At 69.2% G+C, this 21458-nt stretch carries 20 protein-coding genes and 1 tRNA gene; 10 read left to right on the forward strand and 11 right to left on the reverse strand.

Going from position 1 to position 21458, the window contains the following annotated elements:
- Window positions 1-12: 12 nt before the first annotated feature.
- Both C8D81_RS19115 and mmsB read right to left on the reverse strand, forming a co-directional pair.
- Window positions 13-1494 (reverse strand): CoA-acylating methylmalonate-semialdehyde dehydrogenase, encoded by a 1482-nt coding sequence (locus C8D81_RS19115; RefSeq protein WP_094433230.1) that lies wholly within the window; start codon window positions 1492-1494, stop codon window positions 13-15.
- Window positions 1495-1522: 28 nt separating this feature from the next.
- Complete coding sequence (gene mmsB / locus C8D81_RS19120; protein ID WP_094427719.1) at window positions 1523-2431, reverse strand: 3-hydroxyisobutyrate dehydrogenase; 909 nt, start codon at window positions 2429-2431, stop codon at window positions 1523-1525.
- A 134-nt stretch (window positions 2432-2565) separates the two neighbouring features.
- Between mmsB and C8D81_RS19125 the strand changes: the two genes are divergently transcribed.
- From C8D81_RS19125 to C8D81_RS19135, 3 genes are read left to right on the forward strand one after another with little or no spacing between them, the layout of a single operon-like run.
- Complete coding sequence (locus C8D81_RS19125) at window positions 2566-3447, forward strand: LysR family transcriptional regulator (protein WP_172421983.1); 882 nt, start codon at window positions 2566-2568, stop codon at window positions 3445-3447.
- Between the two features lie 7 nt (window positions 3448-3454).
- Window positions 3455-4000: a YdeI/OmpD-associated family protein gene (locus C8D81_RS19130; RefSeq protein ID WP_094433232.1), complete on the forward strand. Its 546-nt coding sequence runs from the start codon at window positions 3455-3457 to the stop codon at window positions 3998-4000.
- On the forward strand, window positions 3987-5105 hold the full coding sequence (locus C8D81_RS19135) for a CaiB/BaiF CoA transferase family protein (protein ID WP_094406117.1): 1119 nt from the start codon (window positions 3987-3989) through the stop codon (window positions 5103-5105). The genes C8D81_RS19130 and C8D81_RS19135 overlap by 14 nt, the downstream gene beginning before the upstream one ends.
- A gap of 199 nt (window positions 5106-5304) precedes the next feature.
- On the opposite strand, the gene C8D81_RS19140 is transcribed toward C8D81_RS19135, so the two are convergent.
- From C8D81_RS19140 to C8D81_RS19150, 3 genes are all read right to left on the reverse strand, one after another.
- Entirely contained in the window at window positions 5305-6699 is a 1395-nt protein-coding gene (locus tag C8D81_RS19140) for an MFS transporter (protein ID WP_094433234.1), read from the reverse strand.
- Window positions 6700-6878: 179 nt separating this feature from the next.
- Window positions 6879-7964, reverse strand: a complete 1086-nt coding sequence (locus C8D81_RS19145) for a hypothetical protein (protein ID WP_094399295.1) — start codon at window positions 7962-7964, stop codon at window positions 6879-6881.
- Window positions 7961-10006 carry an acyltransferase family protein gene (locus tag C8D81_RS19150; protein ID WP_166646904.1) on the reverse strand — a complete coding sequence of 682 codons (2046 nt, stop codon included), beginning with the start codon at window positions 10004-10006 and terminating at the stop codon, window positions 7961-7963. The genes C8D81_RS19145 and C8D81_RS19150 overlap by 4 nt, the downstream gene beginning before the upstream one ends.
- A 111-nt stretch (window positions 10007-10117) precedes the next feature.
- Between C8D81_RS19150 and C8D81_RS19155 the strand changes: the two genes are divergently transcribed.
- A tRNA-Thr gene (locus tag C8D81_RS19155) sits at window positions 10118-10190 on the forward strand.
- Window positions 10191-10760: 570 nt separating this feature from the next.
- On the opposite strand, the gene manA is transcribed toward C8D81_RS19155, so the two are convergent.
- Window positions 10761-11927, reverse strand: coding sequence for a mannose-6-phosphate isomerase, class I (gene manA / locus C8D81_RS19160; RefSeq protein WP_094427713.1), 1167 nt, complete (start codon window positions 11925-11927; stop codon window positions 10761-10763).
- 100 nt (window positions 11928-12027) lie between these two features.
- Between manA and C8D81_RS19165 the strand changes: the two genes are divergently transcribed.
- Entirely contained in the window at window positions 12028-12327 is a 300-nt protein-coding gene (locus tag C8D81_RS19165) for a DUF3263 domain-containing protein (RefSeq protein WP_172421987.1), read from the forward strand.
- Between the two features lie 18 nt (window positions 12328-12345).
- Here the strand turns inward: C8D81_RS19165 and C8D81_RS19170 are convergent, their stop codons facing one another.
- The 5 genes from C8D81_RS19170 to C8D81_RS19190 all read right to left on the reverse strand — a co-directional run bounded on the left by C8D81_RS19170 (window position 12346) and on the right by C8D81_RS19190 (window position 15684).
- On the reverse strand, window positions 12346-12840 hold the full coding sequence (locus C8D81_RS19170; RefSeq protein WP_133626628.1) for a hypothetical protein: 495 nt from the start codon (window positions 12838-12840) through the stop codon (window positions 12346-12348).
- Window positions 12841-12862: 22 nt separating this feature from the next.
- Entirely contained in the window at window positions 12863-13918 is a 1056-nt protein-coding gene (locus C8D81_RS19175; protein WP_094433236.1) for a WXG100 family type VII secretion target, read from the reverse strand.
- The gene (locus C8D81_RS19180) at window positions 13915-14256 is read right to left on the reverse strand and encodes a Rossmann-fold NAD(P)-binding domain-containing protein (RefSeq protein WP_094355695.1); all 342 of its coding nucleotides are present in this window, start codon (window positions 14254-14256) and stop codon (window positions 13915-13917) included. The genes C8D81_RS19175 and C8D81_RS19180 overlap by 4 nt, the downstream gene beginning before the upstream one ends.
- Before the next feature lie 96 nt (window positions 14257-14352).
- Window positions 14353-15183 carry a hypothetical protein gene (locus tag C8D81_RS19185; RefSeq protein WP_133626629.1) on the reverse strand — a complete coding sequence of 277 codons (831 nt, stop codon included), beginning with the start codon at window positions 15181-15183 and terminating at the stop codon, window positions 14353-14355.
- 33 nt (window positions 15184-15216) lie between these two features.
- Window positions 15217-15684: a hypothetical protein gene (locus C8D81_RS19190; RefSeq protein WP_229118011.1), complete on the reverse strand. Its 468-nt coding sequence runs from the start codon at window positions 15682-15684 to the stop codon at window positions 15217-15219.
- 67 nt (window positions 15685-15751) lie between these two features.
- Here C8D81_RS19190 and C8D81_RS19195 point away from each other — a divergent pair, with 67 nt between their 5' ends.
- The 5 genes from C8D81_RS19195 (at window position 15752) to C8D81_RS19215 (ending at window position 21452) form a co-directional block, all read left to right on the forward strand.
- Window positions 15752-16408 carry a hypothetical protein gene (locus C8D81_RS19195; RefSeq protein ID WP_133626630.1) on the forward strand — a complete coding sequence of 219 codons (657 nt, stop codon included), beginning with the start codon at window positions 15752-15754 and terminating at the stop codon, window positions 16406-16408.
- A gap of 13 nt (window positions 16409-16421) precedes the next feature.
- Window positions 16422-17732 carry a hypothetical protein gene (locus C8D81_RS19200; protein WP_133626631.1) on the forward strand — a complete coding sequence of 437 codons (1311 nt, stop codon included), beginning with the start codon at window positions 16422-16424 and terminating at the stop codon, window positions 17730-17732.
- A 10-nt stretch (window positions 17733-17742) separates the two neighbouring features.
- Window positions 17743-18522, forward strand: coding sequence for a hypothetical protein (locus C8D81_RS19205; protein ID WP_133626632.1), 780 nt, complete (start codon window positions 17743-17745; stop codon window positions 18520-18522).
- A gap of 244 nt (window positions 18523-18766) precedes the next feature.
- A complete protein-coding gene (gene groL, locus C8D81_RS19210) occupies window positions 18767-20389 on the forward strand; it encodes a chaperonin GroEL (RefSeq protein WP_094433242.1) in 1623 nt (540 codons plus the stop codon).
- Window positions 20390-20492: 103 nt separating this feature from the next.
- Complete coding sequence (locus tag C8D81_RS19215) at window positions 20493-21452, forward strand: DUF389 domain-containing protein (protein ID WP_094433244.1); 960 nt, start codon at window positions 20493-20495, stop codon at window positions 21450-21452.
- Window positions 21453-21458 lie beyond the last annotated feature (6 nt).

Raw genomic sequence — 21458 nt, forward strand, 5'->3', positions numbered from 1 at the left:
CGGGCCAGTCGGTCAGTGGGTGGGGAAGCCGAGACTGATCTGCGACTCCGAGGGCTCCGGCCAGCGGGTGGTGACCACCTTGCGGCGGGTGTAGAAGTTGAAGCCCTCCGCGCCGTACATGTGGGTGTCGCCGAACAGCGAGCGCTTCCAACCACCGAAGGAGAAGGTGCCGATCGGTACCGGGATCGGCACGTTGACCCCGACCATGCCGACCTCGATGTCGAACTCGAACTGACGCGCGGTCTTGCCGTCGCGGGTGAACACCGCGACCCCGTTGGCGTACTGGTTGGCGTTGATCAGGTCGACCGCCTCGTCATAGCTGTCCACCCGGACCACCGACAGCACCGGGCCGAAGATCTCGTCGTCATAGACCTTCATGCCGGGCTTCACGTCGTCGACCAGGGAGACACCGATGAAGAAGCCGTCGTTGTCGAACTTCTGCTCGGTGCCGTCGACGACCACCTTGGCCCCCTCGCCGCTGGCCCCCTCGACGTAACCGGCGACCCGATCGCGGGCGGCCTGGGTGATCAGCGGGCCCATCTCCGATTCCGGATCGGTGCCGTCACCGACCTTCAGCTTCGGCATCCGCTCGGCGATCTTCTCGACCAGCGCGTCGCCGGCCTCACCGACCGCGACCGCGACCGAGACCGCCATGCAGCGCTCACCGGCCGAGCCGTACGCCGCGGAGACGGCCGCGTCGGCGGCCGAGTCGAGGTCGGCGTCCGGCATCACGACCATGTGGTTCTTGGCTCCGCCGAGGGCCTGCACCCGCTTGCCGTTGGCCGCGGCCCGGGTGTAGATCTTCTCCGCGATCGGCGTGGAGCCGACGAAGGACACCGCCGAAATCGCCTTGTGGTCAAGGATCGCGTTGACGGTGTCGGCGTCGCCGTTGACGACATTGAGTACGCCGGCCGGCAGGCCCGCCTCGGCGAACGCCTCGGCCAACCAGAGCGCCGCGGAGGGATCCCGCTCCGAGGGCTTGAGGATCACCGCGTTGCCGCAGGCGATCGCGGTGGTCGCCATCCACAGCGGGATCATCACCGGGAAGTTGAACGGGGTGATGCAGGCGACCACGCCGAGCGGCTGGCGTACCGAATGCACGTCGACACCGTTCGCGACGTTCTCGGAATAGTCACCCTTGAGCTGCTGCATCAGGTTGGTGCACCAGTCGACGTTCTCCAGCCCGCGGGAGACCTCACCGGCGGCGTCGGAGACGACCTTGCCGTGCTCGGCGGTGATGATCCGGGCCAGCTCCTCCTTGCGGTCGGTGACGATCTGGCGGAGCTTGAACATGATGTCCTGCCGCTTGGACAGCGGGGTCGCGCGCCAGCCGGGCTGGGCCTTCTGCGCCGCCGAGACCGCGGTCTCGAGATCGCTCGCCGAGGCCAGCGCGACCTCACCGGTCTGCTCACCGCTGGCCGGGTTGTAGACCGGGCCGACCCGGTCGCCGCCGTCGACCTGCTGGCCGTCGACGTAATGTCCGATTCGCTTCATTTCCTTGCTCCTAACGAAATTTCGTTGCTCAGAGGTTCTCGGTACCCGGCGCCTGCGGGTCGATGTTGCGGATCACCAGGCTGCAGTCCTTGTCGGCGTACCCGTCATCCATCAGCTTCTGCAACTGGTCGTACGCCAGCTGGGCGGCCGGCAGTTCGACACCGACCTGCTTGGCACCGGCGAGCGCCAGCCCGGCATCCTTGTGGGCCAGCGAGGTGGCGAAGGTGGCATCGAAGTTGCGGTTCGCGGCGGCGGTCTCGACCACCCCGGGCACCGGGTACCAGGTGCGCAGCGCCCAGCAGTTGCCGCTGGAGACCGAGGCGATGTTCCAGAACACCTGCGCATCCAGACCGAGCTTGTTGGCCAGCACCGCACCCTCGGCGCAGGCCTGCAGTTCGATGAACAGCATCATGTTGTTGCAGATCTTGGCGGCCTGGCCGGTGGTCGGCCCGCCGGTGGCGATCATGTTGCCGGCCATCGGGTCGATGAACTGCTTGGCGGCCTCGACGTCGGTCTCCTTGCCGCCGATCATGAACGCCAGGGTGCCGGCCGCGGCACCCGAGATGCCGCCGGAGACCGGGGCGTCGACGAACCGGAAGCCCTGGTCGGCCGCCTGCTGGTGCAGCTCGCCGGCGGTCTCCACATCGATGGTGGAGGAGTCGATCAGCAGCGTGCCGGGGGCCGCGTTGGCGAAGACGCCGTCGGCGCCGGCGTACGCGCTGCGGGCGTGCTCGCCCTTGGGCAGCATGGTGAACACCACCTCGGCGCCGGAGACCGCGTCGGCGATCGAGGTGGCCGGGGTGACGCCGTTCGCGGCGGCGGTGCGCAGCGCCTCGGGGTTCAGGTCGAATCCGCGTACCTCGTGCCCGGCCTTGACCAGGTTCGCCGTCATCGGGTTGCCCATGTTGCCCAGGCCGATCCATCCGATGGTCGCCATGTGTGCTCCTCCTCCTTGAGTTCCTGCCAGTTACGGTAAGGAGCCCGACGGGTGCGGAGCAATGCACCGAATAGACTGAATTCCGCAACCTTTCCGTGCGTTTCTGCACGGCGCGGTGGAGTGGAGGAGCGTTGATGAGCAGACCGCCGGTGAGCGCCGACGACCTGCTGGTGCTGCTCACGGTGGCCCGGCTGGGCCGCTACAGTGCCGCGGCCGATGTCCTCGGGGTCAATCACACCACCGTTTCCCGGCGGATCAGTGGCCTGGAGAAGGCGCTCGGTGCCCGGGTGCTGGTGCAGACCAGCGACGGCTGGGAGCTCACCGAGGCGGGCCGCTCCATCCTGGGTGCCGCCGAGACCGTGGAGCGGGCGGTGAAATCGCTCACCGATCGCGGTGACTCGCCCGAGGGGCTGTCCGGGGTGGTCCGGTTGGCGACTCCGGACGGGTTCGGCACCCACTTCGCGGTGCCCGCGCTGGTCCGGCTGCGGGAGCAGCATCCGCAGTTGCAGACCGAGCTGATCACCGCCACCCAGCGGCTCAAGCAGCACCGCTCCGGGGTGGACATCGAGGTGATCGTCGGCGAACCGAAGGTGCACCGGGCGGTGGCGGTGCAGCTGTGCGGCTACCACCTCGGGTTGTACGCCACCGCCGACTATCTGCGCCGCAACGGGGAGCCGACGTCGCTGGCCGACCTGGCCGAGCACTGCGTCGTCTACTACATCGAGCAGTCACTGCAGGTCGACGAACTCGACCTCGCCACCGAACGGTTGCCCGCGCCCCGGCAGGCGATGCGCTCGACCTCGGTGTTCGTGCACGTGGAGACCACGCTGGCCTCGGCCGGGATCGGCATCCTGCCCGACTTCATGGCCGACCCCGAGCCGCGGCTGGTTCGGGTGCTGGCCGACGAGTACGCCCACCCGGCCGACTACTGGGCGGTGATCCGGGAGGAGTCGCTGCGCAACCCGGCGGTCGGCGTCACCATGGACGCTCTGCGCGCCGCCGTCGGTGGGGTATAACCGACCCATGAAGGCCGTAGAGCAGGAGATCCGCTTCGAGGCGCCGGTGCAGACCGTGGGCACTCAGATCATCGTCCGGCTGCCGGCCGAGGCGAGTGCGGCCCTGCCGTCGCGCGGGCAGGTGAGCGTGACCGGGACGATCGCCGGGAGGCCGTTCGAGACCGTCGTCGAACCCGACGGCGAGAAGGGGCACTGGCTGCGGATCACCGCCGAGCTGGCGCGCGCGGCGGGCGTACAGGCGGGGGATCCGGTGAGCTTCACGCTCCGGCCGACCAAGGACTGGCCCGAGCCGGAGATCCCCGCCGACCTGGCCGAGGCGCTCGCGGCGGCCTCACCCAAGGTGGCCGAGAAGTGGCGCGAGATCACCCCGATGGCGCGCTGGGAATGGGTGCGCTGGGTGCACGCCACCGCCAACCCGGCGACCCGCGCCACCCGGATCGAGAAGACCGTCTCCAAGCTGGAGGGGGAGCATCGCCGGCCGTGCTGCTTCAACCTGGCGGCCTGTACCGACCCGGAGCTGGCCAAGAGCGGGAAGCTCGTTGCGCCCCGCTAGCGGTGCCGGCCCGCTGGCCGGGCTGCGGGTGCTGGAACTGCCCGCCATCGGACCAGTCCCGCATGCCGCCATGGTGCTCGCCGACCTCGGCGCCGAGGTGCTGCGGGTGGATCGGCGGGCGGCCGCGGCGCGGCTCACCGACACCCCGCCGACCGGCCCCGAGCCGATCCTGCGCGGACGCACCACCGTGCTCGCCGACCTCAAGGATCCGGCCGAGCTGGCATCGGTACGCCGGCTCGCGGCGGCAGCGGACGTGCTGATCGAGGGATTCCGGCCCGGGGTCGCCGAACGGCTCGGACTCGGGCCCGAGGAGTGTCTGGCCGCCAATCCGCGGCTGGTCTACGGCCGGATGACCGGCTGGGGGCAGGACGGCGAGCTGGCGCCGGCGGCCGGCCACGACCTGAACTATCTCTCGCTCACCGGGTTGCTGGACAACATCGGCCGGCCGGGGGAGCGCTCGGTGCCGCCGCTGAATCTGGTCGGCGATTTCGGCGGCGGTTCGATGCTGCTGCTGGTCGGCGTGCTGGCCGCGCTGTGGGAGCGGGAACGCTCCGGGCAGGGGCAGGTGATCGACGCCGCGATGGTCGACGGGGCGAGCATGCTCGGTGCGCTGGCCTGGTCGATGCGGGCCGGCGGGGCCTGGGCGCCCGGACGGGGGCGGAACCTGGTCGATGGCTCGCACCCGTTCTATGACACCTATCTGTGTGCCGACGGCAAGCAGGTCGCGGTCGCCTGCCTGGAGCCGCAGTTCTTCGCCGCGATGGTCGAGCGGCTCGGGGTGGAGCCGGCGGAGGTGCCGGGCCAGTGGGACCGGGACCGCTGGCCGGAGCTGCGTGCCCTGCTGACCCGGGTGTTCGCGAGTCGGACCCGCGACGAGTGGGACGCGATCTATCGCGGCAGCGACGCCTGCGTGACCCCGGTACTGGACTTCGACGAGGCCGTCACCGATCCGCACCTGCACTCCCGCGGGACGCTGGTCAGCCCGGAGGGCGTGGATCAGCCGGCGCCGGCGCCCCGGTTCACTCGGACACCCGCGGAGCTGCCGCCGCCCGAGGTGCGCGCTCCCGACGGCCTGGCCGACGCGGTGGCCACCTGGGAGTCCTGAGTTACCGATCGGTCGAACCCCAGAATTCGCCTCCAGTGATCGGGGGCCGACGAGCGGATGCGGGTTTGCGGGCCGCGGGTGAGAACGCGGGGCGCATTCTGGGGTTCGACCGATCGGTAAGTGGGCGGGTGGGACCTCCCGACAACAGCAGACCCGGCCCCGCTGCGCGGAACCGGGCCTGCCTACTCTGTGAGCGGACTCAGCGGGTGAGGTTCTCGTCGACGGCGGACTGCTTGGGGGCCCGGCCTTCGGCGTCCAGGCGATCCAGTTCGTGCAGCGAGGAGCCCTTGGTCTCCTTGGCCGCGATGACCGCGATCAGCGTGATCGCCGAGCAGATCGCCAGATAGATCGCGATCGGCACCGAGGAGTTGTACCGGGCCAGCAGCGCGGTCGCGATGATCGGCGCCATCGAACCCGCGAACAGCGAGGTCACCTGGTAGCCGAGCGAGACACCGGAGTAGCGCATCCGGGTCGGGAACATCTCCGCCATGATCGCCGGCTGCCCGGCGTACATCAGCGCGTGGAACATCAGACCGATGATCACCGCGACCACGATCAGGAAATCGCTGCGGGTGTCGAACATCCGGTATGCCCAGAAGCCCCAGGTCGCGGTCAGGATCGCGCCGGCCGCGTACACCGGGCGACGACCCAGCACGTCGGTGGCCCGGCCGACCATCGGTACCACGCAGAAGTGGATGGCGTGTGCGATCAGCAGCAGCAGCAGGATCCGGGAGGTGTTCATCTTAAGGTAGGCGCTGAGATAGGTGATCGTGAAGGTCACCACCAGGTAGTAGACGACGTTCTCGGCCAGCCGCAGACCCATCGCGGTGAACACGCCGCGCGGGTACTTCTTGAACACCTCGGCCACACCGTAACCGGCGTTGGCGGCCTCGATCTGCTCCTCCTTGGCGTTCTGGAAGATCGGGGCGTCGGTGACCTTGGTGCGGATGTACCAGCCGATCAGCACGATCACCGCCGACAGCCAGAACGCGATCCGCCAGCCCCAGCTGAGGAAGGCGGCCTGGGAGAGGGTGGAGGAGAGCACCAGCAGTACGCCGGTGGCGAGCAGGTTGCCCATCGGCACCGCCGCCTGCGGCCAGGAGGCCCAGAAGCCGCGCTCCTTGTCCGGTGCGTGCTCGGCGACCAGCAGCACCGCACCGCCCCACTCGCCGCCGACCGCGAAGCCCTGGATGAAGCGCAGCACGACAAGCAGCACCGGGGCCAGGTAGCCGACCTGGTGGAAGGTGGGCAGGCAGCCCATCAGGAAGGTGGCCGCGCCGACCATGATGATCGAGACCTGCAGCAGGTGCTTGCGGCCGAACTTGTCCCCGAAGTGGCCGAACACGATGCCGCCGAGCGGGCGGGCGACGAAGCCGACGGCGTAGGTGAGGAACGCCTTGATGATCCCGTCCAGGTCCGAGCCGGTGTTGGGGAAGAACTGCCTGCCGAAGACCAGGGTGGCCGCTGCGGCGTACAGGAAGAACTCGTACCACTCGACGACGGTGCCGGCCATCGAGGCCGCCACCACCCGACGCAGCCGGGTCCGAACATTCTGCGGAGATTCGTCAGCGTGCGCTGGCTGGGACGTGCTCATCAAGCCTCCTGGGTCTACGTTGACCGACCTGCCCCGTGCAGGCTGTGGCGAGTATGGTCACTCGGAATTGTCACCCGCAACCGCCAGTTACGCAGTCGACGTCTGCAAATTTGCAGGAACGTTATTCCTGACCCGAGGTCGGTTTTCGCCGCCTGGGGAATCCGCCCGGTCGCCGGACCTCAGCCGAGCAGGGCCTGCCGGGCCGGTGCGGCGGTGAACATCCCGACCGCGTCGTGTGCCACGCCCGGTACCAGGTGCAGCTGCTGGCGGGTGCGGATCTCGGGGCCATAGACGCTCGGCAGGTACGCCCAGTAGCGCTGGCCGCGCTCCAACCGGTTCGGCCCCTCGACGTTCGCACCGCAGGACTTGTCCATCGACGACGAGCGCGGGTCCCGGTCCCGGTCACCGAGCAGATAGACGACCTTCCGCTTCCCGTAGCGCTCGGTCAACCCCTTGGGGCCGCTGGCCGCCATGTAGGGATTCAGCTGGTTCAACCCGTAGCGGTAGTCGTTGTATCCCGGGCAGCGGGCCACCTCCTCGGGCGGCGTACCCGGGCGGGCCGGGGTGAAATAGAGGTAGGAGGAGGGGTTGGCGATCACGAACCGGTCCGGCTGGCTCGCCGACCCCGCCGCGAACCGGTTCACGAACTGGCCGCCGCCGGAGAAACCCGCCACCACCACCGAGCGGTGACCGACCCGGCGGATCAGCTCGTCCAGCACCGCGTACGAGGAGATCTGGGCGCCGGGATTGACCGACGGATCGCCCTGGGACCAGCCGGAGAAGGTCCAGTAGAGCTCCTTCGCCCGGTCCTTGGTGTCCTCGGCGCTGGCGAACCGCGGCGCCACCACCAGGGTCTGCTCGCGTTGGGCGTCGGTCGCCCCGGCGAGCACCGCACCGGCCATCCCGCAGGGGCGCCGATCGTTGCCGTGCACCACGAAGACCACCCGACGCACCTCGGCCGGCGGGTCGTCCACCGGCCCGTTGGAGCAGTAGCTGAAATCCTTCTCGGCGATCATCGTGCTGCGCAGCACCACATTGCGGCTCAGCCCGCGGGTCAGGTCATCCGCCGCCGCGGCCGAGGACGGGTGCGCGGTGCTGTGCGGCAACCCGTCACCGGTGCCGTCGGTGGCCAGCTCCGCCGGGGCGGGGCTGGCGGATGCCTCGACCGCATACCGGGTGGTGGCGCGTGGCGCGAGCACCACGGTGGCGGCGAGCAGCGCCACCGCCGCCAGCACGCCGACCAGAATCCCCCGAGCCCTGGTCATCTCTCGATCACCCGCCAGAGCTGGTCCTCGAACTCCTCCTTGAGCGTGGTCACATAGGTGCGACTCAAGTGGTTGTCATCCATGTAGACGTAGACATTCCCGATCACCCCGGGACACATCCCGCCGGGGCAGATGTATTCGGTGAGGTCCATCGTCAGCATCCCCGGCGTCGGCTCCAGCGCCACCTGCGGTGAGATCGGTGCCAGCTTCTCCGAGCGCGGTTTCAGGCAGCGCGGATCCGCGGCACCGTAACGCTGCACGCACTCGGGCATCTTGAAGTCGAAGCGCGGATTGTCGCGGATGTTGACGATCTTCAACCCGGCATCGGTGAGCGGTTTGGTGGCCTCAAGATAGGTGTCCACCGCGATCTCGGGACCGTTCGCCTGGGCCCGGCTGCCGACGGTGAAGACGAAGTCCGGGCGCAGCTCGAGCAGATACTGCACCATCTCCTGGCTGTACTGCACGCAGGCCGCGTCGCTGGCCGGATTGGGCAGGGTGATCCGGCAACCCGGCCGGATCGAGGTGATCAGGTGCCACTGCTCGCGCCGGGCCAGATCGCTCATCAGCGTCAGCCACTGGTTGCTGTGCGAATCGCCCATGATCACCACGGTCTTGTGCGCCTCACCGGGCGGCTTGATCTCGGTGCACTCCGAGGCCGGCGGCTTCGGTGTCAGATCGGCCGAACACGGTGGCTGCACCTCCGGCCAGTCGGTGAGGATGATCGTGTCCCCGGGTGCGATGCTGCGGTTCGGCACGGCGGTCTCGACCGGGGCACCCGGGGTGATCGCGCGGGCACCGGGGCGGGCCTCGGCCGGGGCCGAGTTGGTCTGCTGGACATCGCGCTGCAGCACCCAGGACCAGCTGCTGATCGCGCCGAAACCGATCAGCAGACCGGTGGCGATGGTGGCCAGGCCCCAGCGCTTGGCGCCGAGGAACTTCATCTGGTTGAACCGCTGCTCGATGGTCCGGGTGGTCAGATCGGCCAGGATCAGCGAGAGCGCGATCACGATCACGCTGCCGACGATGCCCGGAGAGTTGCTGACCGTCGCGTTCAGCCAGAACATCAGCACCGGCCAGTGCCACAGATACAGGGCGTACGCCCGATCGCCCAGCCAGGCGATCGGCCGGCTGTTCAGCAGCCGGGCCGGATGCCAGGCCTCGCGGGAACTGCCGCCGATGATCACCAGCGCGGTCGCGATCGAGGGGATCAGCGCCACCGGGCCCGGGTACGGCAGATTGCCGAAGAAGACCCCGCAGAAGGTGATCACGAACAGCCCGATCCAGCTCAGCACCGCGCGCGGCAGCACCGACATCTTCGGTATCGGCATCAGCGCGAACAGGGAGGCCAGCGAGAACTCCCAGGCCCGGGCGTAGGTGTCGAAGTAGGCCGCGACCGGATTGGCGCCGACCTCGCGCAGGGCGTACGCGAAGGAGGCGATGGTGATCACCGAGAAGATCACCGTCAGCGAGATCTTGATCGGCACCTTGGCGAGCCTGAACACCAGCATCGCCAGCAGCATCAGCAGCGGCCAGACGACGAAGATCTGCCCCTGCACCGACAGCGACCAGTAGTGCTGCAGCGGGCTGGTGCCCGAACGGTCGGGGGAGGTGTAGTCGGTGGCCATGCTGATCAGCAGCCAGTTCTGCCGATAGGTGATCGAGGCGAGCGCCTGATCCAGCAGCGGATACCAGCGCACCGGCGGCAGCAGCAGCCAACCGGCACCGCAGACCAGCAGGATCACCACCGCCGAGGAGGGGATCAACCGCCGGAACCGGCCCACCAGGAAGTCGAGGACGTTGAACGCCATCCCCTTGCGGGCGAAACTGCCGACCATCAGGTACGCCGAGATCATCAGGAAGACATCGACACCGCCGGAGACCCGGCCGCCACCCCACAGGTGGTACGCCACCACCAGACCGATCGCCAGGCCGCGCAATCCGTGGATCTCACCGCGCCGCTTGGTCTTCGGCGGGGTCGTGGGTGCGGCCGTGGTGCCGCGTTGCTCCGCGGACCGGGCGCCCGGGCGGGCAGGCTGAGCCAAGGTGGCGTACTCCTCGATCTGGTCAGGGGTCGGTCGTCAACTTATCCAACGCGTGGAGCAGCACCAAAGGTTTCGACACCGTGCGGTCGGTGCGGGCATGATGGATGCCTTGCCTCCGTAGCTCAGTTGGTAGAGCGTCGCTCTTGTAAAGCGAGGGTCGCGGGTTCGAATCCTGTCGGAGGCTCGAGTTCTTGTCGGCTCGCGCCCGCGCGCCCAATCCCCGCTCTTCGGCCCAGTCGTCGAAACCCCTCGCGGTGATCATGCTGGTGGTTGCGTCGGCGACGCGGGGATTTCTCCTTGGTGGGCCTGCATCGCGGGGGCGCGCTTCCGACGCTCGCCTCCCGTCTTGTCGGCTCGCGCCCGCGCGCCCAATCCCCGCTCTTCGGCCCAGTCGTCGAAACCCCTCGCGGTGATCATGCTGGTGGATGCGTCGGCGACGCGGGGTTTCTCCTTGGTGGGCCTGCATCGCGGGGGCGCGCTTCCGACGCTCGCCTCCCGTTCTTGTCGGCTCGCGCCCGCGCGCCCAATCCCCGCTCTTCGGCCCAGTCGTCGAAACCCCTCGCGGTGATCATGCTGGTGGTTGCGGCGGCGACGCGGGGATTTCTCCTTGGTGGGTCTGCATCGCGGGGGCGCGCTTCCGACGCTCGCCTCCCGTTCTTGTCGGCTCGCGCCCGCGCGCCCTGCGTTCATCGAGTAGGCAGCCATGCGGAGCTTGCGGAGCAATGGCTGCCGTGTCGAGATGAACGGGCCTGCCTCAGATGCCGCTGGCGGCGAGGAAGCCGCGGGTGGGGCCGTCGAGGCGGACATCGTCCTCGGTGGCGCCGATGAAGGCCGCGCCGCCGCGCGGCACCTCGAGCACCTCGGAGCCCCGACGCAGGGTGGCGGTGCCGTCGACGACCAGCAGGATCCGGCCGCGGCCGGTGGCCGGCAGCGCGGCGTCGGCGCAGTCCTGCACCTCCCAGAGCGCGAACTCCGGCGCCTCGGTCGGATAGCGGCGCACCCCGTTGCCCTCATCGACCGGCGTGACCACCCCCGGGAAGCCGGGGGAGAAGTCGACCACCTGGGCCAGTTCGTCGATGTCGATGTGCTTGCCGGTCAGACCACCGCGGAGCACGTTGTCGGAGTTCGACATGATCTCGATCCCGGTACCGCGCAGGTAGGCGTGCAGATTCCCGGCGGGCATGAAGAATGCCTCGCCCGGAGCGAGGGTGATCCGGTTCAGCAGCAGCGCCGCCAGGATGCCGGCATCGTTCGGGTAGTCGGCGTTCAGCTCCACCGCGGTGCGGCAGAACCGGCCGAAGTCGGAATCCTCGGCGGCGTACGCCGACGCGGCGGTGACCACCGAGGCGACCAATTCACCCTCCTGATCGGCCAGCCCGAGGACCTCCAGGAACACCCGCGCGATGCCGTCGGGATCGGTCAGCGGTTCCATCAGCTGATCCGCCTCATCCACGCCGAGCTTCGCGAACAGTGCCCGCGTCTCCGCCGGTTCGCGGAACCCGCAGAGCCCGTGGAACTCGGTCAGCGCGACCATCGCCTCCGGCTTCGGCCAGTCGTCGCGGTAGTTCCGGTCCGGGGCGTCGAGAGCCACCCCCGCGTCGTTCTCGCGGGCGTACCCCTCGATCGCCTGGGCGCGAGAGGGATGGGCCTGCAGCGACAGGGCCTGCTTCGCCGACAGCACCTTGAGCAGGAACGGCAGCCGGTCGCCGAACCGCTCGACCGAGACGCTGCCGATCTCGGCCGGGTGGTCGGCGAGGAACCCGGCCAGATCACCCTCGGCCAGGGTGGCCGGTGCCTTCGTGTGGGCGCCCAGCCAGTATTCGGCCTGCGGCCGGCCGGTGACCTCGCGGCCGAGCACGCCGGGGATGCCGTCGGTCGACCCCCACGGGTAGTCCTGGATGACTCCGGTGATGGGCTGCATCGGTTGCCTCCTCGGCCCTTACTCTGCGGATGCTGGCATCGTAGCCCGCGACGCGCCGAAGGTAATGACACCGTTGTTGTTTCCGCCTACGATGGGGGCCATGTCAGCCCTGAACCCGCAGCCGTCCACCGGCGCCCCCGCCGCACTCAGCGAGCGGGACGCGGAGATCCTCGACTTCGAGCGCCAGTGGTGGAAGTACGCCGGCGCCAAGGAACAGGGCATCCGGGAGCGCTTCGACATGTCGACCACCCGCTACTACCAGGTGTTGAACGCCCTCATCGACAAGCCCGAGGCGCTGGCCCACGACCCGCTGCTGGTGAAGCGGCTGCGCCGGCTGCGCGCCACTCGGCAGCGCGCCCGCTCCGCGCGTCGGCTCGGGTTCGATCCCGACAAGGACTGACCTCGGCACGACCGGCGCTCAGCGTCGCAGCCCGGACAGCGCGCCGCTGACCAGGATCGGGACCGCGAGCACGCCCAGCACGCACAGCACCGTGAGCAACCCACCCGCCGAGCGATGGTCGCCGGCGACCTGCACCACCTCGGTCCGCGGGTTGCTGCTCGTCCCGACTGACCACTGGGATCGGTACGCCTCCACGGCCACCTCACCGGAGACCGGCTCCCGCGCCTCGATCGTCGCCGGCGTCCGGTAACCGTCGGGGGCCGCCCCCGGATCCCATTCCACCGTCGCCACACACCGCTGCATCAGCCAGAGCTGGCTCGGATCGGCTCGGCACTCGGTCACCGTGGCCCGGCCACGGCCGAGCAGATCCGAACTGGGTTGCAGACCGATCCAGTGGCTCGCCGCGAGCAGCGCCCAGGTCGCCGCGACCAGGGAGAGCACCCCGGCAACGATCGCGAGCACCCGCGCCCGCTCGCCGCGGCGGGCGTACGCCGAAGAACTCGGGGATGGCATCCGGGCACCCTGACGGGTCGGTTCAGCGGTCGATGTCCTGGATCTCTTCCTGGGTGTCGTTGGCCTCCAGGGTGCCGCTGGTCTGCGAGCGGTCCATCGGTTTGACCACGTTCCGGTTCACCGTGCGCAGCCGGTCATAGATCTCCCCGCCCTTTTCGCCGAACACCTCCGCGGAGGTGGTGCGTCCGGGCATCTTCGGCTTCATCGGGATCCGGTCGTTGGGGATCGAGTGCCGGCCGCGGACCGCCGGCCGGGTCGCGTCGCCGGCGATCTTCAGCCGGGCGGAGCGGGCCAGCTTCTGCGAGACCTTGGACAGGGCCCGGGCGGCGTCGTCGAAGAATTTGCTGCTCAGGTTCATCTTCTTGGCCAGCTTCGACAGGATCCGCATCAGCTTGCCCATCTTGGACGCGATCTTGGCGCCGATCATCGCCATCCGTGCGCCGAACCAACCGGTGAAGGCGGCCAGCGAGGCGCCGACCGACGGCACCGCGGCGGCCGCCGCCAGGATCGCGGCCTGCACCACCTCGGTGACGAACATCTTGATCAGGTTCCAGATGGTCTCGCGGAAGATGCCGACGACCATCCCGGCGGTGGAGACCCAGTCGGCCATCTTCGCCGCCGCGGCCGAGGCGGACCGGTAGTTGTCGTTCACCCCCTGCATCACCTGGGTGTACGCCTCCGAGGCGCGGCCCTGCCAGCCGGGCAGGTCGCCCGCGGTACCGGCGTGCTGGTTGGCGACGCCCACCAGGTCGTCGGAGATCGTCTGCCACTTCTGCGCATGGGCGTAGATCGCATCCGGGTTGCCGAGCAGGAAATCCACCGGCTCCTTCAACCACGAGACGTTCGTGACCAGGATGTCCATCAGCGAGCCGACCGCGGCACCGATCAGCGCGTTCAGCGGGTCGAGGGCGACCGACAGGATGCCGAGGCCGATGTCGGCGACCGCGGTGACGTCGCCGATGGAGGCCTCACCGTCGGCCCAGTGCTGGCTGGCGCTGGCGATGTCGTTGTAGATCGGGAGCGTGACATTGGCCGATCCGACCGAGACGAAGGGCAGACCCTGACTGGTGGCGGTCATCGGCCCGTCGCCTCCCGCATGCTCGCCAGTTCGGCGGTGATCGACTTCGCCAGATCGACATTGCTCTGCTCGGTGGCGTCGTAGAGGTCGGCGGTGGTGCCGAAACCCTCGGTCACCGTCGCACTGACCCGGCCGAGCTCGTCGATGGTCCGCCCGTGCAGCTGGTCGCCGAGCATCAGGATCGGGCAGACGATCGGGCTGGCGAAGATGCCATACATCTTCCAGTCGCCGATGCCGGTGTCCTGGGCCCGGCCGACCACGTCCTGGGTGCTGGAATCCACTGCCTGCAGGTTGCTGTGATGCGTCCGCATCTCCGGCACGCTGAAGGTCTCGGTCACGTCGACTCCTGTGGTTGCGGGGTTGGGGCCAATCTAGATTCCGGCCGGCGCGCGCGCCCGGTCAGCGGGTGTGGAAACTTCCGGCTCGTCGTTGCCTCAGAGCTCGTCCAGGAAGGGATTGCCGGCCAGGGTGTCATCGAGCTGGTCGCGCAACTGGGCCTGCGCGTCGCTGCGCGCTGCGGCGTACGCGGCGGTGAAGCGCTCGCCGAGCACCGTGGTGCCCTCGCGGTCGAAGCCGGCGCCGAAGCGGGTGCCGAGGATCACCCCGGCGGCGTTCACCCGGACCTCGACCGCACCGTCGCTGCCGGTCCCGGTGACCCGTTCCATCAGCTCCGGCAGGCGGGTGGCGCTGGCCTTGATCCGCTCGATCTCGGCGTCGAAGTCGGCCTGCAGCTGATCCGGCGGCACGCTCGAGGGGACGTAGCCGATCTCGGCCATGATCGCCGCCGGGTCGAGCGGTTCGTCGTCGCTGTCCATCCGGTTCAGGATGTCGTCCAGCAGGTCCTCCTGCTGTTCCGGTGTCATCGGCGCATCCGCCTGCGGGGAGCGGTACGCCGCAGCGCCCGCACCCGCGTCCGCGTCCACGTCCACCGGGCGCTCCTCGGGGGCGACCGCGGCCACCCCGCGGGCCGCCGCCTCGTCGCCGAAGGCGTCGCGGACCACCGCCTCGGCGTTCTTGTTGGTCTGACCCGCACCGCGGCGCAGCGCCGCGTCCAGGGTGGCGGTGAGCTGGGCCGGGGTGAGCCGCAGCGCGGCCTGGTGGAACTCGATGCCGGTCAGGTGGTTGCCGAGCAACCGCAGCGTCACCTGCTCACCGGGCACCTCGACGCTCGCCTGGCGCAGCGCCTGGTTGGTTCGTTCGGCGCGGGCCTCGAACCCGCGGACATCGGCCTGCAGCTTCGCCAGCAGCCGCCTGGGATCGGGCATCGGGGGCATCTCGGATCCGGAGGTCACGGTTGCTCAGCGTAGGGCCCCACGGTTCATCGCGAACCGGCTCGGCCGGCGGGGATAACCGCCGTCGGCCAACCCGGCGAGGCGTTCGAACGGATTCTGGCTGGCCACATCACCGGTGCTGACCACCGACCAGGCCGCCGCCACGGCGTACAGGGGCAGGAAGGGCAGGCCACCGCAGACCGCGTACTGCCAGGCATGCCGGGCCTCGTGCCGCAGCATCCGACCGTCGTCGGCGAGCAACCGGTCCAGGCCGCCGGCGGTGATCACCACGTTTCCGACGGTGAACGCGCCGGCGATCGGGAAGCCGAGCCGGTAACCCTCGGCGAGCAGCAGCCCCTGCGGTCCGGGCCGAGGTCGCGCGCCGCCGAGCAGGGCGATACCGACCCCGAGCGGGGTGGACAGGTTCACGAAGTTCAGCAGCCAGCGCAGGCCGCCGCGGGGGCGCGGGAGGAGTTTTTGAGTATCCCGGCTCACGGTCTGAGTATCGCAGGGTGCTCGCGCTGGCCCCGCCCGGTGACACCGTTGTGGCAAGGAGGACCAGATGAGCCCACAGGATCCCATGCAGCAGCTGGAGCAATCGCTCGCCGAGCTGCACCAGTTGACCGCGAAACTGAAGGTCGTCAGCCAACCCGGTGAGGGGCACGACCCCGCCGGTGTGGTGACCGCCGCGCTGGACGCCGAGCAGCGGCTGACCGCGATCACGGTCGCGGCGAAGTGGCAGGAGAAGGTCGAACCGGATGCGCTCGCGCAGGCGGTGCAGGCAGCGATCAGTGATGGGATGGTGCAGTCCTTCGGCGGCGCCGACCAGCCCGAGGTGGCGGAGTCGGGGGAGCCCGAGATCACTCCGGCGATCCGCGACGAGGCGCAGGAGATGGTCGCCGAGCGGACCCGCTATTTCGACGCGGCGGTCGCGAGCGGGGATCAGGACGCCCTGCTGGCGCAGTTCAACCAGGCGATGGCGCAGTTCGACCGGATCGCCGCGGATCTCGAGCGGCGGGCGAACGAGGGCGCGCGGGTGGAGTACTTCAACAACTCCCGGCGCGCGTCGATCGTCTACGAGTCGGGCTTTCCGGTCGAGGTACGCCTGGACCGCAACTGGGTACGCGGGCTGAGCGGCAACACGATCACCACGGCCTTCGCCGAGATCCTCGAGCAGGCGGCCGAGCAGCGCCATCAACTGAGCAACTTCGGACAGTGAGCGGAGCGGGGAGATGACGACCGAGAGCAACGAGACCGACTACTGGTCGGGGTACGCCGGGGAGGGCGATGCGCCGATGGTGCAGCCGCCGGCCTCGGACACGCTGGACGAGGCGGGCCCGGCGTCGGACCTGCTGAGTGCGCCGGAGGACGCCCAGCAGGCGCCCGTCGACGACGCGGTCCTCGAGGAACAGCAGCTCCAGCAGGATCAGGTGGTCACCGAGACCGAGATCGGCACGAGCACCGAGGCGGTCGGCGATCAGGCGGTGAACCTGTCACCGGCACCGGCGCACAAGGAACGCCAGGATCCGGTGGTCGAGGTGCCGCCGGAGCACCAGGACATCAGTTCCGACACCACGCTCGCCGATGAGGAGGTCGGCGTGCTCGCTGACGGTGGGGTGGTCGACACCCGAGGCCAGGACACCGTGATCACCACCAACGGCGGGGTGCAGGTCACCCGGAAGGCCGACGGCTCGGTCACCGTCGATGCCGACATCAGCAACAACGACACTCCGGGTGCGGAGAGCGACGACGTCTCCGAACTGAACGGCGACGGCGTACTCATGACCGAGGACGGCACCAAGGTCCAGACCGACGGCGACAAGGTGACCGTCACCCAGCTCGACGGCACCCGGTTCGTCATCACCCCCGACGGCCAGGTCGAGGTCGACCTGTCCGATCGCAAACCGGACCCCGACGGCGGCAAGGATGCCGGCCAGGGCGAGGACGCGGATTCCGACGGCAAGGGCGACGAGGACAAGGCCGAGGACGAGGAAGACAAGAAGGACGACAAGGACGCCGAGGACGAGCAGGACTCGGGCGGCGGTGGTGGCAACACCGGTGGTGGCGGTGGCAACCAGGGCGGCGGTGGCGGCAACCAGGGCGGCGGTGGCGGCAACCAGGGCGGTGGCCCCGGTACCAACACGCCCCCGACCACGCCGCCCCCCACCACTCCGCCCCCGACCACTCCGCCCCCGACACCGACCCCGCCGACGAACCCGCCGGACGAACCCGGAGGGCCCAAGGAGGACACGCAGTTCAACACCGGGGACATGCGGGAGGACGCGAAGACCTACGCCGACCGGGCCAATCGGGCGGCCGGTATCGCCAAGACCTTCGGCTCACTCAAGAGCGGTGTCCCGTCCTGGGGCCTCTGGTTCGCCGCGGCCGGGCCGTACGGCGAGGCGATCGATCGCTGCGTGACCATCTATACCGACGCGGAGAAGGCGCTCGACCGGATGTCGGAGAAGCTGACCCAGACCGCGACCCAGTACGACCAGACCGAGATGCAGAACCAGCAGCAGGCGACCAGGACGGAGCCCTGAGATGACCTACATGGCAACAGAATCCCAAGACGGCGGGGCGACGGACGGTGTGCTCGCCAAGGAGTGCGATACCGGACCGCTGGGTGTCATGGTCGACGGTGTGGTCGCTGCGGTCGAAGTGCTGCAGACGATCTTCAACGGCGTGATGAACACCGTGCAGACGGCGATCGACTGGGCCAACAAGATCACGCTCGGCGTGATCCCCTGGCTCGACGACGTGCTTGCCGCCTGCCGCAAGGGGCAGGAAGCCGTCAACAAGGCCTATGACATCTATCAGCAGGCGCTCCAGGGCCTGGTGGCGCCGTGGTACATCAAGTGCATCGGTGAGAAGATCCGTGACGGCATGGGTCCGCGGACCGCCGACTTCGCCGAGTCCCTGGACCCGAGCCAGCTCAAGTCGAAGGAATCCTGGCAGGGTGCGGGCGCCGAGGCGTTCTTCAAGGCCGCCGACAAGCAGCAGGCCGCTGCCGGAGAAGCCAAGGGTGGCGTACTCACCTTCGGCGGTTCGATGGTCAAGCTGGGCGACTCCGGCATCACCGCCACCTATACCTTCCTGGTGGCGATGAGCTTCGCCGCGGTCGGCCTCGGGCTGGCCATCGGGAAGATGGCCGCGGTGCCCGCCGGTACCGCGATCGGGGCGGCCGAGATCATCGGCCTGATCGCAGCGATCGTCGCCACCATCAAGGTCTTCGTCGACCTGGTGAACTCCTTGGCCAGCCAGGCCCGCGAGTTCACCTCGGCGGTCGCCACCGTCCCGATGCAGGGCACCTGGCCGGCCGCCACGGTCTGAATCAGGCGTACCCCACCGGGCGGTCCCGACGAACCCGACGTCGGGATCGCCCGGTTTCGTCTGCCCGGATTGTTTGCACTCCACCGGTGAGAGTGCTAAACATGACTTAGCACTCGGTACGCCCGAGTGCCACCGTCAAGTCCGGTGAGGCACCCACGGGTGTCGTCCGTCGCGGGCATCGTCTTGGCGCATCACAGACAACCATGGGGCGTACGCCCCCGATGCGGGAGGACTCCCGGAACACATGGCAAAACTGATTGAGTTCAACATCGAGGCTCGCCGCGGTCTCGAGCGGGGCATGAACGTCCTCGCCGACGCGGTGAAGGTGACCCTCGGCCCCAAGGGCCGCAACGTCGTGCTGGAGAAGAAGTGGGGCGCCCCCACGATCACCAACGACGGCGTGTCGATCGCCAAGGAGATCGAGCTCGAGGAGCCGTACGAGAAGATCGGCGCCGAGCTGGTCAAGGAAGTCGCCAAGAAGACCGACGACGTCGCGGGCGACGGCACCACCACCGCGACCGTGCTGGCCCAGGCGATGGTGCGCGAGGGTCTGCGCAACGTCACCGCCGGCGCCAACCCGATGGGCCTGAAGAAGGGCATCGAGAAGGCCACCGCCGCCATCAGCGAGGAGCTGCTGGGGATGGCCACCGACATCGAGACCGAGCAGCAGATCGCTGCCACCGCGTCGATCTCCGCCGCTGACGAGACCGTCGGCAAGATCATCGCCGAGGCGATGGAGAAGGTCGGCAAGGAGGGTGTGATCACCGTCGAGGAGTCCAACACCTTCGGGCTGGACCTCGAGCTGACCGAGGGCATGCGCTTCGACAAGGGCTACATCTCGGGCTACTTCGTGACCGACACCGAGCGCATGGAGACCGTGCTCGACGATCCCTACATCCTGATCGCCAACTCCAAGATCTCCAGCCTCAAGGATCTCCTGCCGGTGCTGGAGAAGGTCATGCAGTCGGGCAAGCCGCTCGTCGTGATCGCCGAGGACGTCGACGGTGAGGCCCTGGCCGGCCTGATCGTCAACAAGATCCGCGGCACCTTCAAGTCCGTCGCCGTGAAGGCCCCGGGCTTCGGCGACCGCCGCAAGGCCATGCTCGGTGACATCGCCATCCTCACCGGTGGCCAGGTCATCTCCGAGGACGTGGGCCTGAAGCTCGACGCCGTCACCCTGGAGCTGCTGGGCACCGCCCGCCAGGTCCGCGTGACCAAGGACGAGACCACCATCGTCGACGGCGGTGGCGAGGCCGACGAGATCCAGGGGCGGGTCAAGCAGATCCGCAACGAGATCGAGAACAGCGACTCCGACTACGACCGCGAGAAGCTGCAGGAGCGGCTGGCCAAGCTGGCCGGCGGCGTTGCGGTGATCAAGGTCGGTGCGGCCACCGAGGTGGAGCTCAAGGAGCGCAAGCACCGCATCGAGGACGCCGTGCGCAACGCCAAGGCGGCCGTCGAGGAGGGCATCGTGCCCGGCGGTGGCGTGGCCCTGCTGCAGGCGACCAAGAAGTTCGACCTGGCCCAGCTGAACGGTGACGAGCTGATCGGCGCCAAGATCGTCATCGAGGCCTGCTCCGCTCCGCTGCGCCAGATCGCTGCGAACGCCGGCCTCGAGGGCGGCGTGGTGGCCGAGAAGGTGGGCTCGCTGCCCGCCGGCGAGGGCCTCAACGCGGCCACCGGCGAATACGTCGACATGATGAAGGCCGGGATCATCGACCCGGCCAAGGTGACCCGGTCGGCGCTGCAGAACGCGGCCTCGATCGCGGCCCTGTTCCTCACCACCGAGGCCGTCATCGCCGACAAGCCGGAGAAGGCTCCGGCCATGCCGGCCGGTGGCGACGAGATGGGCGGCATGGGCTTCTGAGTCCGTACGCCTGAGGCGCGCCGATGGCGCGCCGCCGAGCGACACCGCGGAGGCGGTCCCCGAACGGGGGCCGCCTCCGCCGCGTTTCGGGCACGATGGACCCATGCTGGTTCATCTGCGGCTCGTGGTGCCCGCCGAGTTGAGCACCGATGTGCGCGACCTCCTGGTGGATGACCGCCGCACCACCAATGTCACCGTGCAACCGGGTGCCTCGGTCGATCCGCCGGGCGACCTGATCGAGGCCGATGTGGCGCGCGAGGCCGCCGATGACATCTTGGCCAGCCTGGACGACCTCGGCCTCGACCAGGTCGGCGGGATCTGCGTCAGCGAACCGAGCGCCACGCCGTTCGCGGCCGCGATCCAACTGGAGCACAACGCCCATGGCGAGCCCGACGACGGGGTCATCTGGGATGTCGTGCTGCAGCAGGCGGAGAGCTCCTCGCGAGCCAGTTGGTCCTTCTACGCCTTCCTGGTGCTGGCCACCGCATTGGCCGCGGTGGCCGTGCTCACCGACGCGCCGATCATCGTGGTCGGCGCGATGGTCGTCGGCCCCGACTACGGCGTGGTGGCCGCCATCTGCGCCGGGATCGCGCTCGGCCGGCCGAAGCTGGCGGGCCGCGCCACGGTCACCCTGCTGCGCGGATTCGCGCTCAGCATCGTGCTCGTGGTGGCGGTCGCGCTGGTCGCCCGGCTGACCGGGGCGATCACACCGGCGGATCTGCTGCGACCGCGGCCGCTGACGGCGTTCATCTGGCACCCCGACTGGTGGTCCTTCGTGGTCGCGATCCTGGCCGGTACCGCCGGTGCGCTGGCGATGACCTCGGCGAAATCCAATGCCCTGGTCGGGGTGTTCATCTCGGTGACCACGGTGCCCGCCGCCGGCAACCTGGCGGTGGCCCTGGCGCTCGGGGTGGTCAGCGAGATCACCGGATCGCTGCTCCAGCTCGGCATCAATGTCGCCGGGCTGCTGATCGCCGGAGTGGCCACGATGATGGTGCAGAAGGTCACCCTGCGCCGGCACGGCCGGGCGGTGGAGAAAGTCGGCTCGGAAATCCTGCACTGACAGTAG

The sequence above is a fragment of the Enemella evansiae genome (genome assembly GCF_004362375.1).
GTDB lineage: Bacteria > Actinomycetota > Actinomycetes > Propionibacteriales > Propionibacteriaceae > Enemella > Enemella evansiae.

Bases quoted from the DNA above. Each gene is read 5' to 3' on its own strand.
- C8D81_RS19115 (WP_094433230.1), bottom strand. From the start codon at position 1,494: ATGAAGCGAATCGGACATTACGTCGACGGCCAGCAGGTCGACGGCGGC.
- mmsB (WP_094427719.1), bottom strand. From the start codon at position 2,431: ATGGCGACCATCGGATGGATCGGCCTGGGCAACATGGGCAACCCGATG.
- C8D81_RS19125 (WP_172421983.1), top strand. From the start codon at position 2,566: ATGAGCAGACCGCCGGTGAGCGCCGACGACCTGCTGGTGCTGCTCACG.
- C8D81_RS19130 (WP_094433232.1), top strand. From the start codon at position 3,455: ATGAAGGCCGTAGAGCAGGAGATCCGCTTCGAGGCGCCGGTGCAGACC.
- C8D81_RS19140 (WP_094433234.1), bottom strand. From the start codon at position 6,699: ATGAGCACGTCCCAGCCAGCGCACGCTGACGAATCTCCGCAGAATGTT.
- C8D81_RS19145 (WP_094399295.1), bottom strand. From the start codon at position 7,964: ATGACCAGGGCTCGGGGGATTCTGGTCGGCGTGCTGGCGGCGGTGGCG.
- manA (WP_094427713.1), bottom strand. From the start codon at position 11,927: ATGCAGCCCATCACCGGAGTCATCCAGGACTACCCGTGGGGGTCGACC.
- C8D81_RS19165 (WP_172421987.1), top strand. From the start codon at position 12,028: ATGTCAGCCCTGAACCCGCAGCCGTCCACCGGCGCCCCCGCCGCACTC.
- C8D81_RS19170 (WP_133626628.1), bottom strand. From the start codon at position 12,840: ATGCCATCCCCGAGTTCTTCGGCGTACGCCCGCCGCGGCGAGCGGGCG.
- C8D81_RS19175 (WP_094433236.1), bottom strand. From the start codon at position 13,918: ATGACCGCCACCAGTCAGGGTCTGCCCTTCGTCTCGGTCGGATCGGCC.
- C8D81_RS19185 (WP_133626629.1), bottom strand. From the start codon at position 15,183: ATGCCCGATCCCAGGCGGCTGCTGGCGAAGCTGCAGGCCGATGTCCGC.
- C8D81_RS19195 (WP_133626630.1), top strand. From the start codon at position 15,752: ATGAGCCCACAGGATCCCATGCAGCAGCTGGAGCAATCGCTCGCCGAG.
- C8D81_RS19200 (WP_133626631.1), top strand. From the start codon at position 16,422: ATGACGACCGAGAGCAACGAGACCGACTACTGGTCGGGGTACGCCGGG.
- C8D81_RS19205 (WP_133626632.1), top strand. From the start codon at position 17,743: ATGGCAACAGAATCCCAAGACGGCGGGGCGACGGACGGTGTGCTCGCC.
- groL (WP_094433242.1), top strand. From the start codon at position 18,767: ATGGCAAAACTGATTGAGTTCAACATCGAGGCTCGCCGCGGTCTCGAG.
- C8D81_RS19215 (WP_094433244.1), top strand. From the start codon at position 20,493: ATGCTGGTTCATCTGCGGCTCGTGGTGCCCGCCGAGTTGAGCACCGAT.